General features: G+C 59.9%; 9 protein-coding genes and 1 tRNA gene. 3 read left to right on the top strand and 7 right to left on the bottom strand.

Going from position 1 to position 13,966, the window contains the following annotated elements; genetic code table 11:
* Window positions 1–235 precede the first annotated feature (235 nt).
* A complete protein-coding gene (locus sake_RS11045) occupies window positions 236–1,777 on the top strand; it encodes a sulfatase-like hydrolase/transferase (RefSeq protein WP_129360472.1) in 1,542 nt (513 codons plus the stop codon).
* Window positions 1,778–2,188: 411 nt separating this feature from the next.
* On the opposite strand, the gene mgtE is transcribed toward sake_RS11045, so the two are convergent.
* The 3 genes from mgtE to sake_RS11030 form a co-directional block, all read right to left on the bottom strand.
* Entirely contained in the window at window positions 2,189–3,547 is a 1,359-nt protein-coding gene (gene mgtE / locus sake_RS11040; protein ID WP_178946042.1) for a magnesium transporter, read from the bottom strand.
* A gap of 300 nt (window positions 3,548–3,847) precedes the next feature.
* Complete coding sequence (locus sake_RS11035) at window positions 3,848–4,441, bottom strand: PepSY domain-containing protein (protein ID WP_129360474.1); 594 nt, start codon at window positions 4,439–4,441, stop codon at window positions 3,848–3,850.
* Window positions 4,442–4,983: 542 nt separating this feature from the next.
* Entirely contained in the window at window positions 4,984–5,760 is a 777-nt protein-coding gene (locus tag sake_RS11030; RefSeq protein ID WP_129360475.1) for an IclR family transcriptional regulator, read from the bottom strand.
* A gap of 79 nt (window positions 5,761–5,839) precedes the next feature.
* Here sake_RS11030 and asnB point away from each other — a divergent pair, with 79 nt between their 5' ends.
* Window positions 5,840–7,378 (top strand): asparagine synthase (glutamine-hydrolyzing), encoded by a 1,539-nt coding sequence (gene asnB / locus sake_RS11025; RefSeq protein WP_178946041.1) that lies wholly within the window; start codon window positions 5,840–5,842, stop codon window positions 7,376–7,378.
* Window positions 7,379–7,694: 316 nt separating this feature from the next.
* On the opposite strand, the gene sake_RS11020 is transcribed toward asnB, so the two are convergent.
* Window positions 7,695–7,767: transfer RNA gene (locus sake_RS11020), tRNA-Lys, on the bottom strand.
* Between the two features lie 203 nt (window positions 7,768–7,970).
* Between sake_RS11020 and sake_RS11015 the strand changes: the two genes are divergently transcribed.
* Window positions 7,971–8,672: a hypothetical protein gene (locus sake_RS11015; RefSeq protein WP_129360477.1), complete on the top strand. Its 702-nt coding sequence runs from the start codon at window positions 7,971–7,973 to the stop codon at window positions 8,670–8,672.
* Between the two features lie 34 nt (window positions 8,673–8,706).
* On the opposite strand, the gene cls is transcribed toward sake_RS11015, so the two are convergent.
* The 3 genes from cls to sake_RS11000 all read right to left on the bottom strand — a co-directional run bounded on the left by cls (window position 8,707) and on the right by sake_RS11000 (window position 13,845).
* Window positions 8,707–10,182, bottom strand: coding sequence for a cardiolipin synthase (gene cls, locus sake_RS11010; protein WP_178946040.1), 1,476 nt, complete (start codon window positions 10,180–10,182; stop codon window positions 8,707–8,709).
* Window positions 10,179–11,165 carry a hypothetical protein gene (locus tag sake_RS11005; RefSeq protein ID WP_129360479.1) on the bottom strand — a complete coding sequence of 329 codons (987 nt, stop codon included), beginning with the start codon at window positions 11,163–11,165 and terminating at the stop codon, window positions 10,179–10,181. The genes cls and sake_RS11005 overlap by 4 nt, the downstream gene beginning before the upstream one ends.
* A 142-nt stretch (window positions 11,166–11,307) precedes the next feature.
* A complete protein-coding gene (locus sake_RS11000; protein WP_178946039.1) occupies window positions 11,308–13,845 on the bottom strand; it encodes a hypothetical protein in 2,538 nt (845 codons plus the stop codon).
* Window positions 13,846–13,966 lie beyond the last annotated feature (121 nt).

Raw genomic sequence — 13,966 nt, 5'->3', positions numbered from 1 at the left:
CCGTGGCGTGTCGCTCTGAGAAAAATCCATAGCCTCCGCACGCGCGCGAATCCCATCAATGCCGCCGAGGGGCTCGGAATACGGATCTGGCCAGGCTGAGCGATACGCCACAAATAGGTTAACCATCCGTGAACGGGTAGTGTACGGTAGCCAGGATTATATGTGCCCGAATAATGAGATATGGGTGCCAACAGTCCTCTGAGAACTAGGGAAAGTCGAAACGCGAGGTAATGCCATGTCCAGTCGGTTTCTTGATGTGAGCCGACGAGTCGGCGTAGTCACCGGGGGCATCCTCGTTTACGTGCTGATTTGGCTGGGCCTCACGCTCCTCATCGCAGGACTTGGTATTCGTTTCTTCTGGGGCAAGATCTCCGTGGGGCAGATGCTCCTGAACCTCGTGTCGGTTCAAACCGACGGCGGTGGCGGAGCCATTGTCTGGATGGGCATCCTCGGTATCGGAGTTGCCCCGGTCCTCATTACCGTCGGTATCGCTGTCTGGCGGCATTTCCGATTGCGCAAGCTGCGGCGCAACGGTGGGGACAAGACGAAGCGGCGCCGTCCGTGGGTCAGGCGCTCGATCTCAACCGTTCTGGTCCTCGCTTTGACCGTTGGCGGCGGTTCGGCATTTGCCACCACGGTCGGCATGAGCGACTACATCAAGTCCGCCAATTCCAAGTACGACATGGGCGACTACTACGCCGAGCCGGAAGTCACCGACGATTCGAAAAAGAACAACTTGGTGACCATTTACCTTGAGTCAGGTGAGCAGACCCTGACCGACGATCAGCTCTTCGAGAAGGATGCTTTCAAATCTCTCGAAGGCGCTACCCAAGAGTCCGAAGGTTGGCAGAGCGTCGACGGGTTGCAGCAGTACGAGGGCGGAGGCTGGACCATGGCGGGGCTGACGTCCACGCAGTGCGGAATTCCGCTCAAGGGGCCGGGCATCGGTGAGGGCAGCGGATCCATCGGGAAGTCAGAGGAGTCGCAGGCTTCGTACCTGGGCGGTGTCAACTGCGCAGGCAATGTCCTCGCGGACCACGGCTACAAGAACGTCTTCATGGGCGGGGCCAATGGGTCCTTTGCTTCCAAAGACACCTTCCTGGGCAGCCACGGCTACTCCGAGGAGAAGGACCTCAACGACTGGCGCGCCGCTGGTGAGCCGGAGAAGAACTTCCGGAGCGACTGGGGTTTGAGCGACGAGCGTCTGATGGCTCATGCCAAGGACGAGATCGATCAGCTCCACGCCGAGTCGGAACAGACCGGACAACCCTTCAACCTGTCCATGCTGACCTTGGATACGCACGAGCCGGTGCACATCTTCGACTACTGCAATGTGGACACGAACAGCGACGTCACGTCCGTTTACGCCTGTTCCATGGACCAGGTCACCGGATTCGTGGACTACATGAAGGAAAAGGGCTACCTCGATGACACGTCGGTTGTGATCATGGGTGACCACCTGAAGCACATGAGCGCGGGCGACGCGTTCCACGAGCAGTTGGACAACAACCCCAATCGTTCGATCTTCAACCGCATTTGGGTTCCGGGAGAAAACAAGAACCGAAATCTTCGCGCCCCCGTGGACCAATTGAACATGTACCCCACGATCTTGGAAGCCGCGGGTCTCCAGCTCAAAGACCATCAGGCGGGACTAGGAGTGTCAGCTTTCACCTCGCAGATCCCTGAAGGCTCTGCCCAAGCCTTGGATCCGGACGCATACCGCGAACTTCTGGATTCCCGGTCCAAGGACTTCTATTCCAAGGCCTGGTCAGGCTAGGGCGAGGAAAGGGTCGTCGTGATGACGGCTGAACTGGCGAGCGAGTCAATGGCTGCCGCCGCGGAACGGGAGCAAAAGGAATCTGGGCAAGGGCCTTGACCCCTGGGAAACGGCCCATCGTCTCAAGATCACCGTAGCCCTGGAGGCGAATGGTCCTCCGGACGGAATACCCCTGAGGGGTGCTTCTATGGTTTTCTTCTCACCGTCACGGTGAGTTTCCTCGGATGTTTTCCGGTTCCTGCCGGTTCCTTTCTGTAGTCGAGGGTCGAGGTGGCAGTTTTGTGCGCGCCCCCGCCCGAGGTGGCGGGTTTGTGCGTGATGCCCGGCCGTATTCACTGGCCAAAGCGGTTGTGTATGACGAAATTTCCATACTCAGCCGCCTCGTCCAGGCTGGTCGCCACTATGCCGGTCCTATATCTGGAGGACGGCCCGGGCGATCAGGAAGTACACGATCAGCCCGGTGGCGTCCACGAAGGTGCTGATGAATGGGTTCGAGAAGACCGCGGGGTCCACTCGAAGCGCACGCGCAATCATGGGCATGACTCCTCCGACCGTCGCGGCCAAGGAGCACACGGCCACGAGCGTCAGCCCAATGACTATTCCGATGCGCGGTTCGTACAGCAGCGCGGTCAGCAGTCCTCCCAGAGCGCCCAGCGTCGCGCCGAGTGAGAAACCCACACCCAGCTCACGGAGTAGGACTTTGAAGAGGTCACGCGGCTGGACGTCGCCCAGTGCCAGCGCTCGGGTCACGGTGGTCGCGGCCTGATTTCCGGTATTTCCGCCGGTGCCGATCAGCAACGGTACGAACAACGCGAGCAGCGTTACCTGCTCGAGGGTCGCTTCGAAATGGGACTGAACCTGTACGGTCAGAGTTGCGCCGATGGCGAGGACAAAAAGCCACACGATGCGAGATTTCACGAGAGCGCGGATCGGGGTCGCGAAGTACGGACGCCCCAGGGGCTCGACGCCGCCTTGCCGGGCCGAGTCTTCCGTCTCTTCGTGTTCGAGGATGCGGACAGCGTCGTCGATGGTCAGAATACCGACGAGCCGACCTTCTTTGTCCACGATGGGAAGGGCGAGAAGTCCCAGGTTGGTACTGCGGCGGGCGGCCTCTTCTGCCGACTGGTAAGCCGAGGTGGTTTTGGCCTGGTGCATCAGCTCGGAAATCTTCAGATGCGATTCCGAACGCATGAGATCTCGTAGGCTCACCACGCCGACGACGCGGCGGCTTCCGTCCAATACCGGAAGGGTGTACACGGTTTCGGCGTCCGCGAGGTGATGGTTCACCCGCTCCAGGGCCTGGGCCACCGTATGGCCAGGATGCGTAGACACGTACTCCGGGCTCATGCGTCGGCCAACGGACCCTTTCGGGTACCCGAGTACTCCCGAGGTCAGTTCGCGGTCTTTGGCAGAGAGCCCGTGAAGGAGTCGAGGAGCGAGTGCTGCGGGCAGCTCATCGAGGAGCCATACACGGTCGTCGGGATCGAGATCCGCAAAGATTGCTGAGACTTCCGAATCCTGCAGGCCGTCGATGAGGTCGCTTTGCATCTTGGGTGTGAGCCGCTCGAAGACTTCCAAGGCTTTCTCCTTGGGCAACAAGCGGTACACGATCGCTAGGTGATTGACCGACAACCGTTCCAGGAGGGAAGCGACCTGTTCGGGAGTCAGAGGAGCCACGGCGTCGACGATCGCGACGAAGTTTTTGGACTGGATCAGCGGCTGAATGTCCGCCACAATGTTGGCCACTTCAGTGGTCTGAGGAGTGTTCATGCTGGTTCCTTAAGGCAGAGGAATTTCATCACCTGAGGACGAATCGCCTCAGTGTGACCACGGGACATCACGCCCGCTCCAGCTGATGGACCTGGTTACTCCCAGGAAAATGATCCGGAGGGGGCGCTCAATAAAGAATGACTGGGACTTTCACTGTCCATCGGGCCTCACCTCGCTTCCAGATCGCTTGTTGACTCCAAACAACAACTCTATAGCATGCACTCGTTCATGGTTTTTCTCAAAAGAACGGCAGGGTTCGAAGCGTGGCTCGAACCCTGCCGCATCTGACTGATGGCCGGATCAGCTGTCCGGGATGGTTTCGCCGGTGTGGGCGTCGATCTGGACTTCGTTATCACCCGACCCGTCCGACTTGTCAATGTCGAACTCGTACTGGGGCCCGCGTTCCTTTCCTTCAAGCTTCCATTTGTTGATGGGACCGTCGTGAACGGCCTTGGCTTTCTTCATTGCATCTTCCAATGACATGACGTTAGACACGTCGATCTTGTCCGATTCGCGTTCTGTTCCGATATCTTCTTGATCAAGGTCATCGGTTTTCTCACTGACGGTGTCACCCGACTCGGCATCAATCTGGATTGCATATTTTTGCTGATCAGAGAGTAGCTCGATCTTGTACTCGTACTTGCCGGAGGGGTTCGGTTCCAACTCGATTTTGCTGACGTCGCCGTCGAACTTGCCCTGTGCCGTCTTCAGGGCATCCTTCCAGCTGACTGGGAACTTCTTGGTCGCGAGGTCATCTTTTGAACCACTCGATGCGCTGGCATTGGCCGAGGTAGACGACGATGAACCCTGGTCGTCTGAGGCATCGTCGGCTCCGCAACCGGCTAACGCAAGTGCAAATACAATCGACACTCCGGCCGCAATTTTCCGTCGCATATCAGTCTCCTTTTCGAGGTGCTTTTTCAGGCTACAACGAGTAACTCCCCGGTAAAAGCCGAAAAGCCAAGGAAAATTTCCGGAGCTGAAACTGAGGCAGATACAAACCGGGCCGTATAGGGGGTATCCAGGGCACACCGTGAAATTTCAATTATTTATTGAGAATTGAGGACTCGAATTATTGCGCACGGCACCGGGGCGAGCGGGGTTCGGTCCCGGGTGGGAATGGAAGGGTGTGGATTCGGTGGCTGCAACCCAGCGATCACACCTGCTGAGCGCTGACGTCTTGGCTTGCCGCGTCCTCTCGAGTAATTTCCTTGGATTCCGCGCGCAAGCTTCAGGGAGGCAGATCGAAATAATCGCCCAGAGCATGCCTTGTGGAAAAGATCTTGTGCGCACTTCTACGAGGGCGTGGCAGATTATGTCGGCAAATCTAGCAGTGACAAAAGCGTGTGGGAGAGGGAATTGTCGAATTGCTCTGGATCCGTGAATGCAGTTGCGTCATAGATCGGGCATTCGGAAATAGGAGCGAGTGAGGGCGGCTAGGAGCGATTTTCGGCTGCTGGTGCCCCGCCGATCAAAGATGAGAGCTCGTCAGCCGCGGAAATCACCGAATCGGCGGCCTGGGGGATGACCTCTGGTGGCATGCGGAATGCGGGTGCGGACACATTGACGGCCGCGACGACTTCGCCTCGATGGTCGTACACCGGGGCCGCAACCGCGACGAGCCCTGGTTCGGATTCCTCTACGGCTACCGAATATCCTTTCCCGCGTTCACTGCGCAGGCGTAGTAGTACGGCCGAGACGTCACGGGGTGACGCGGCGGTGCCCGGAAGCGGGGCGCCGGATCCTTCCAGGAGCGACCGGACATGAGGCTCGTCGAGTCCGAACATCAGGGCGCGACCTGCGGAAGTGCAACTGAGCGGCGACGTGCGACCGACCCACTCATTCGCCTGGATCCCGCGGGAGGTGCGCTCGGTCAGGAGCGTCATCGCACCTTGGCCTGAAAGCACGGTCAAGTAGGCGGGCTCTCCGGCTCTGCGCACGAGGGCTCGCAGAACGCCGGGGGCTTCTCTCTGAAGTCGGTCTTCGGACGCCGAGGTCGCCAGGGCCAGTACCTGCCACCCGAGACTGTAGCGCAGACTACGGGCGTCCCTTTCGACGAAGCCCTCTTGAGCCAGGACCTTCAACGTCCGGGAGACCTGGGTTTTCTCCCGCCCTACCGCGGAAGCCACGTCTTGAACACCCATAGGGCCATGTCCCAGAACGCGCAGGACATCAAGTGCACGGTGCACGCTGCTCAAATTCTCGCTCGCCATACTGCATATGATGGCAGTTCCGTGCGTATGGAGCAACGAGCGTTGTTGTTTAGGAACGCGACCGCCTACGGTCTAACTCATGTGCGGAATCGTAGGCATCTTCCATGATGCAAAAGACATCAATCTTCAGCTCGCCACAGAAGCCGAGGGGGCCCTCGACCGGTTGGCGCACCGAGGTCCCGATGACAAAGGTGTTCGACAAGTCGGTCGCAAAGCCTGGCTCGGTCACCGTCGCCTTTCGATCGTCGACCTGGAGATGGGGCACCAGCCCCTCGGTGGCACTCGCGGGAGTGGCGACTGGTCGCTGGTGTGCAATGGTGAGATCTACAATCACAAAGAATTGCGCGGGGAGATGCCCGAAGCATTCGATTCCCTTTCCGATTCCGCTGCGGCGCTCGCTGTCTTGAGAACCTTTGGTCCCGGAGAGCTGGGGCGGCTACGTGGAATGTGGGCCCTGTGCGCAGCGACCGAGGACGGACGCTTCGTGGCCGCCCGCGACGCCGTTGGAATCAAACCGCTCTACTGGGCGCGCACCGAAATGGGCGTGCACTTCGCTTCAGAACTCCGAGCCTTCGCCCCTGACGTCCAACCGGCCGCCGAGATCTTCCCGCCAGGTTTCTGGTGGACGCCGGAGGACGGCCTACAACGTTTCGCGTACGCGGTCCCCACTAGAGAAGAGGAAGCGAAACGGAGTGAAGCATCGCCTGCGGCTTTGGAGAAGGCCACTTTCGACGTCGTCTCCGATTCCGTACGCCGACATCTGATGGCCGATGTCGATGTCGGCGTCTTCCTGTCCGGTGGCCTCGACTCCGGGTTGGTCGCCGCGGTGGCCGCCGAAGAGTATGCGCGGCAAGGGCGCCACCTCAAGACTTTCGCGGTGGGAACCGAAGGATCGCCGGATCTGTTGGCCGCCCGTGAGACCGCGGCGTTCTTGGGTACCGAGCACCACGAGGCTCTCCTCGCTGAAAGTGAAGTCCGTGAGATTCTCGGCGTCGTTGTCGGGTCCATCGAGTCATTCGATGCGAGTCTTGTCCGCAGCGCCGTGCCCAATTGGTTTTTGTCCCAACTGGCCTCCCAGCACGTCAAGGCGGTTCTCACCGGAGAAGGCGCGGACGAGTTGTTTGCGGGCTACGGCTACTACCATGAAGAATTCGATGATCCCGATGACCTTGATGGGGAGCTGCGACGCACGATCGAGAGCCTTCACGGTTTGAACCTGCAGCGGTGCGATCGCATCACGATGGCCCACGGATTGGAGGCTCGTGTGCCGTTCCTGGACCGGGAGGTCATCGAGCACTCGATGTCACTTCCGACATGGGTAAAAGCCCTCGAGGCGGACGGGATGGAGAAAGGCCACCTTCGCCGCGCCTTCGACGGTTGGCTCCCGGATCACTTGTTATGGCGGCGCAAAGAGCAATTCGGCGCAGGAAGCGGCGCACAGGACCTCCTCGACACCGTGGGTTCTGATATCGCCGACGATGATTTCATGGCCGAGGTGAACCGTGAAGGTGCCCCACAGATCCGGAGCAAGGAGGAGCTGGGGTACTACAGGATTTTCCGGGCTGTGTTGCCCGGTGTGCGGCCCGATGCCGTTCTCACCCGCTTCGCGACTGCCTGAGTGGAAACAAGCAAACGCGTGTCGATCATCCGGTGTCAGCTTGAACGGTCTTTTGCCTGGCTGTCGTTGTATCCCAGGGTCCTTAAAATCTTCCTCGGTCGGAAGCAGCATTCGTCATCGATGAGGTTCTGATTGACAGTCAAGGGGGCCGAATGCATCCAGCGGGGCGGGCATAGGATGCCAGCTGTAGATGCGGCAAGCAATGTGCGTAGCGTGGCCCCACGGTCATTCACTAGTAGCGGACATCCGGGCCGAGGCCCGTCATAGGCGACAAAAATCCCGCCCCGGCACAGGCCGGGACGGGATTCAAAAACAGTGCGCCCTGTGGGGCTCGAACCCACGACCCACGGATTAAAAGTCCGATGCTCTACCAACTGAGCTAAAGGCGCCCACCTGAGTCGGACGCGGTCAACACGCGCTTGACTCAAGCTCATCTAGTCTACAACACCAAGCGGTCTCGATCTAACCGATGTAATCACCCTTACATCAAAATGTTATCGCGCGGCGTCGTCGGGTCAGGACCGCGTTTCCGTGTGGCGAACCGTGAGAATCTGCACGGTCACGCAACCGCTCGGAAGCCTAGACTGGGCGCATGTCAGGATCGAGCCAGCCATCAAGGCACCATAGCCCCGTCAAGTTCTCCCCGGGGATATTCGAGCACCTCGCCGGAGGAGCGGACCCCGAGGTCATATCCCAGGCTGCTCACTCATCGGCTTGGGCCCTGTTGACCCAAGGCCGTGCGAACAGCGACCCCGCCGTGACCGAAAGGCTCGTAGAATTCACTGATCACTATGGGCTAGAAGCGATCGCCGAAATGTGGGCGGAAGCCCCCGGCGTCTCTCTGCCCGGCGCATTGTGGCGAATTTACGCTCTCCGAGACGCTGTCCGGCAGAGCCCCGAAAACATCAGTCGCCATTATCATTTGGGACAGGATACGGCCCAAGTCTCTCGCGTGGTGGCAGGCGTCGCCGATCCTCCGAAAGCCGAGGAAGTATGCCAGACCATCGACGCGATTCTCACCGGTGCGTATACGGGGGAATTCGACGTCGCCTTGGAACGATTTGGCGCGTTCTGCCGCGTCGTCGCCCTTGGCCAAGCCGTTGCCGCGGACCGCGCCGACGTCGCAGTCGAGCCCGTCGGAGCTGAGGGGCATCTGCGTGCCGGGGAATTCGTCTCTTCTCCCGGATCCACTGCTCAAGGGAATCGGCTCACCAAGGCTTCCCGCCGACTGATCACCACGGCCGAAGAGCTCGAATCCTCCGCAAGCGCCTGGCGGCACGGTCAGCTGGACTGACAGCTCGCTTTAGACTCCCCGCATCGATCGGGAGCTACAGAAGACCCGAAGTCAAACGGCACACGTTCTCCAACGCCTTCATGCGCAGCGGCCGCTTCTTCCATTCGTCGTAGTCGATCCCGAAGCTGGTCTCGAGGTAGTCATCCGCGATCTCCTGGAGCTCCGCCGTGACCTCCTTGTCCAGGATCAACAGCGATACCTCAAGGTTCAGGGCAAATGACCGCTGGTCCATATTCGACGAACCGATAAAGGCGACGTCGTCGTCGATAATCATGAATTTCGAATGCAGGACGGTGGGCGCCGGGTAGAGGTGAATGTTGATTCCACTCTCCAAGAGGGCCTCGTAATAAGACCGCTGGCCGAAGTGCGGGAAGAACTGATCACCTTTCTCGCACACGATCAGGTGGATCTCGATGCCGGACTGTGCGGCAGTTGTGAGCCCCATTTTGAGGGAGTCGTCCGGCACAAAATAGGGGCTGCAGATGACGATCCGGCGTTCCGCGTTGTAGATCAAATGATTGATGAGGCGCAGATTGTTTTCGGTTTCAAACCCGGGCCCCGAAGGAACCACCTGGGCCCGGACCCCGGAATCCACGGCCGGCAACTCCTGGTCCACCTCATCGAGCAGGAGGTCGCCCGTCTCGGAATACCAGTCGGAGATGAAGAGCGCGTTGAGCTCGTCGACCATGGGGCCCTCAAGGCGGAGCATCAGGTCCTTCCAGGCCAGGCCCTTCCGGAGATTGGCACGCTTGTTGTAGGACCGGTTGATGATGTTCTGCGAGCCGGAGAACGCAATATCCCCGTCGATGACCAGGATCTTGCGGTGGTTCCGCAGATCAGGTCGTTGATATTCGCCGCGCCACGGACGAATGGGCAGGGACCTACGCCAAGAGATGCCCGAATCGTCCAGCATTTTCACCAGCTTGCTGTAGCCCGGGTAGCCCGCAGAGCCGAGCTGGTCCACTAGAATGTGTACCTTGACCCCGCGGCGATGCGCACGGAATAGAGAGTCCAAAAGGGGCGCGCTCGTTTCGTCGTACGCGACGATGTAAAACTCGAAATGAACGTATTCCTTGGCCTGGTCGACGGCATCGGCCATCAGGCGCATGGACTCGTGGTTGTCACGAAGAAACTCCAGGCGATTGCCGCCTGCCATCGGCAGAGAGCCGAGTTTGTAGTTCAGCTTAGCGGAGGACAAATCCGGTTCCCGCAACCCCGAGGTGTCTCCCAAGATAGGTTGGTCACCGATTTGCTCACGAATGATCTCATTCATGTGGGTTTGGCGTTCACGTCGTCCACGAGGCAGATACGTTGACCCGATGATCAAGAACGCCACAATTCCTACGTAAGGGATGAGGAAAATTGCCATGAGCCATCCCAGCGCCACGGACGGCTTTCGATTGTACGGGATCCAGCACAGGGCAACAACGCGGATCAACAAATCGATGACCACCAGCGTTGTATCGACCCAGGGCGGCAAACCGGGGACGTTCAGGAGCGAGTAATTCACGGGCCAAGTCTACGGGAGGAGGGCGGGGCCTCGTCATGGTCCCAAGGAATGAGACTGCTCTCGTCTGCGTATATTTCGCCAGGCGAAGTCCTGCTGAAAGAAGATGCTCCGGTACGCGGAGGGCCACCCGATCGCCTCAATTCCGCCCGAGTGCGCGACGAGGAAACCAGCGCAGTGACCGTCAGGAAGGCAGCGCACACCAGAACGATTCCCACGTTGATCCAAATATTGTGAACATCAATGTTCGTGTAAGGAGGTTGTGCATCGGTCGATTCCGCACCGGAGGAAATGTAATTACCGGGAAATCCATTAATGAATACATTGGTCGCGGCGGACTTGCCGAAGTCCAGCCCCGAATGGAACACGGACCCGTTTGTCCAAGGAAACGGCACAAAGGTTGCGTACCTCTGAAACCGGTCGATGACGCCATAAACGACCCACGCGCCGAGCGCATATGTCCACCAACCTCGCATGATCGGAGAAAGGGCAACCGCGATGGTCGCGAACAGCATACAGAAGGCCGCAACTCCAATCGTTGCTTCCAGCGCGTAAAACAACGCGGTCAACCAGAGGTCGCCGAAATGAGGGGCGGGCCCGCGCCAGATGTTGCCTATGACAACTTCGCCGCCCTGGATGATGCCCATGACCAGTGACGTTTGGGCCGTGGGCGCTACCGTTCTAGCCAGGCGCCGTTGCAAGCTGAGGGGCTGCCTGCCCGACGCGCGCGGTCTCACCGCGACCAGGATCAGAAAAGCCGTGTAGATCAACAGCACGAGCCAGGCCACGAAGGTAATGGTCGGGGTCACGGATCGAAGTGCCGGAGCCGAGACTGACTGGGCACCGGAAAATCTGTTGAGAATCCCAAGGGTCCACATCACCAGAAGACCGGCGCAATACAGCGGCAGATGGCTCAGCACAGAACGCCACGGGCCAGGCACGTCATCGTAAAAGGCCCGCAGGTACGGCTGGCCGGTACTTTCCATGGAGAATCTTTCTGGCGCGGGACGATGATCGCACGCGTCGACCTCTTGGTCGGGAGCCGGCGCGCAAGTTCGATTTTACCGGTGTAACCGCTGGCCAGCACCACGATGAGAGCTCCTACCCCCTCCGAGTGTCGCGGTAGACTTATCCCGAATATCTCGACGCCGCGAGGGCAAGCTCGTAGGCATTGGTTCGCGACGGCGCCCAATCGACGGAACACGCGTTGGCCTTCGCCAAGGCAATCTGCGCAGTGTCCGGCGGAACCATGTACGGAGAAGAGCTGTGTTCCGCCGTTGTCGAGGCGATTCCGCTCCCGGCGATTTGGTTCGCGGCAGCAGCATCGTCGCTCTTGTCCGCAAAGAGTATTGCCCGCTGGGCATGCAGCATACCGGCGTACGCGACGCCAGGTCGCAGGCGGGCGGAATCGGAATAGAGAATCCAACCCAACCGATGGTCACCCAAACTGCGGCATATTCCGGGCAAGAATTCGGCTTGAATGCTGACCTGGGGAAAAACCAGACACAAGACCTGCCATGCGGCGTAAACAGCAGTGGAGTCGCCACTGGGGTGTCCGCTCAGAAGATCTCGAGCGGCCAACAGACCGGCGCGGAATTCCGTGGGCAAGCCCTGGATGGCCATCGAATGCATACGCAGTGCAGCCCGGAATGCCTCGTACCGTGCCTGTTGGATCTCGGAGTCGAGCCACGGAGCCAAGGCGCCGGTTTCCTGCCAGTCACCCGCGAGCCATTCCTGATCGATCGCCTGATCAGGGTATCGATAACTGGCCAGCTCGTCTCTGAGCGATCGAACGGAGGCCTTGTTTTCTCTGAGGTCATCGCGCAGCGCTTCGTGGGCGGCCCGAAGTTGCCGAAGTTCTCTGTGCACCCCGTCCACCTTCGCCTGTGCGTCCTGTTCCTCAGCTTGGGCGATGCTTTGGCTGCGGCGAAGCTGTGACAGACGCTCCCGCCAAGGCACGCGCACACGGCCGAAAGTCGCAAGGCGCGAAATCATTCTCGGCTCGTCCCTCAGGTGCGTGGCAATCGCATCGCTGAACTCCATGGAGCACGCTCGAGCGGCGTCGTGCAGTTGAGTCAGCCGCGCCAACTCTTCTTCCTTCTCCGCGATCCCGCCCGAGGATTCGGCGAGTGCTTCCGCGATATCCGTGACCACCTCTTCGTTGCGCAGCAGCATGGGAACCACTTCGTGAAAGCGTTGCCGTTCTCGGAGCAGGGTGTGGACTCGTTCGACGCTCGCCAAGACGGCCTCGGCGGTTTCATCCCAGAGCTCGTAGTCCTCTGGCGTCATGTGAGGCGAAAGATGCCCCAGGGTGTTGAGCACGGAGTCGATCGCGTGGACGGCTTCCACGTTCTGGTCTTTCGTAAACTCTCGATATGGTTCGCCGTCTTCCATACCCGGCAACAACCGAACCTGTGCAGGGGAGACCCCCGGGGCGAAAACAAGGTGATCAGTCCGAGCCCTCTGACAGCCTTGAACGCCCGAATACGATCCCGTGTCGGTACCATCCGCGTGATCAAGGAGAGGTGAGGACCGCAGGATCTCGAATTGCGCCAGATCGGGGTGAGGTACGAAGATCTGACGGCTCCCGGACCACGTCAGGGGCTCAGGGTCGAACAGCTCTGCGGGGTCAGGAATGTTCGCCATCGCAACCGCGCGCCGAGTCACGAAACCAGCCAACATGTCATCAGTCCACGTCGGATCCGGAGCCCCGGCGGCAGTCCGTCGTGGGCAGCACCAGAGCCCTTCCGCGTGCGACAGCTCGTTGAGGGCTGCGTTGATGGCAAATTGTGTGGCTGCGGTTGGACGATCCAGGTGGAAGGTTCCTTCGGGGATCATCTGCGGGGCCAGCGCATAGTAGAGAATCTCCCGGGATTCTGTGACATCTTCGAAGGATTCCGCGGCATCCACCCCGAGGAGCCCCGCAGCGGCCTGACGGAATCTTGTGGTGTCCGTTGCGAGGTCGAGGTCCTCCGCGGCGGGGTGGTTCAGTATAGACGTGTCTCCCACCGAGTTGACCGGCGGAACCAGAGTGCTCGCAATGCGTATGGGAAGGTTCTTCGGCTTATCCGGGAACAAGGCCTGAAGGCCGAGCCAATTACGTGTGTACTTGATAATTTGCGTTATGTCGGCCCGGTCCAGCGGGTGATCCCGCTCGATGTCGTCCGTAATCCGGTGGTACCGCACGCCGTACATCTGTACGCGGCGTTCGCGGAGCACATCGACGGCACCGGCCCTCCATTGCTCGGCCGCGTCTGCGAACAAAGTCGGCACGTCTGCTTGTCGCCCGAGTACGGCCGCTGCCCAGGCCGCACGGGACAATTCGAGACTTTCCGCAAGGAGTCGGCCGTCCTCGGTCACGCGGGCTGCGAAGAGCGCCGTGAGTTCAGCGGTATGGGCGGCGTCGTCGGAGACGAGGCCCGTAAACGTCATGAGGCGGCGGTATTGGACCAGGCCGGCGAAGACGACGTGGCGCCAGGTGCGGTCCTTGCCATGGCTGACGTGACCGGCGGCGGGTTCCCACGGAAGATGGTGCCCTGACAGGTAATCCTTGACTGTGGAGGCCCGCTCCGATGCCCGAGGCCTCGGCAAAACCCGAGGACTGAGTTGGGCGACGGAACGCCACAGCTCAATCGGGTCGTCGTGGATTCGGGTGCGCGCGGTCATACAAACAAAGTTACAAGGCCCGGGTCGCGCCTGGAGAGAAGAGGTTTAGTATTAAGCAAGGTGTAGCTTGTCAGCTACCTGACGGGAACCACCCCTTCGCCAAGATTACGGAACCTTGGAG

The organism is Kocuria sp. TGY1127_2 (genome assembly GCF_013394385.1).
Taxonomy (GTDB): Bacteria; Actinomycetota; Actinomycetes; order Actinomycetales; family Micrococcaceae; genus Rothia.
Note: the sequence above shows the minus strand (reverse complement) of the source record. Positions and strands in the feature narration are given on the sequence as shown.

Excerpts from the sequence above, each read along its gene's own strand:
- sake_RS11045 (WP_129360472.1), top strand. The coding sequence starts at position 236 with ATGTCCAGTCGGTTTCTTGATGTGAGCCGACGAGTCGGCGTAGTCACC.
- mgtE (WP_178946042.1), bottom strand. The coding sequence starts at position 3,547 with ATGAACACTCCTCAGACCACTGAAGTGGCCAACATTGTGGCGGACATT.
- sake_RS11035 (WP_129360474.1), bottom strand. The coding sequence starts at position 4,441 with ATGCGACGGAAAATTGCGGCCGGAGTGTCGATTGTATTTGCACTTGCG.
- sake_RS11030 (WP_129360475.1), bottom strand. The coding sequence starts at position 5,760 with ATGGCGAGCGAGAATTTGAGCAGCGTGCACCGTGCACTTGATGTCCTG.
- asnB (WP_178946041.1), top strand. The coding sequence starts at position 5,840 with ATGTGCGGAATCGTAGGCATCTTCCATGATGCAAAAGACATCAATCTT.
- sake_RS11015 (WP_129360477.1), top strand. The coding sequence starts at position 7,971 with ATGTCAGGATCGAGCCAGCCATCAAGGCACCATAGCCCCGTCAAGTTC.
- sake_RS11005 (WP_129360479.1), bottom strand. The coding sequence starts at position 11,165 with ATGGAAAGTACCGGCCAGCCGTACCTGCGGGCCTTTTACGATGACGTG.
- sake_RS11000 (WP_178946039.1), bottom strand. The coding sequence starts at position 13,845 with ATGACCGCGCGCACCCGAATCCACGACGACCCGATTGAGCTGTGGCGT.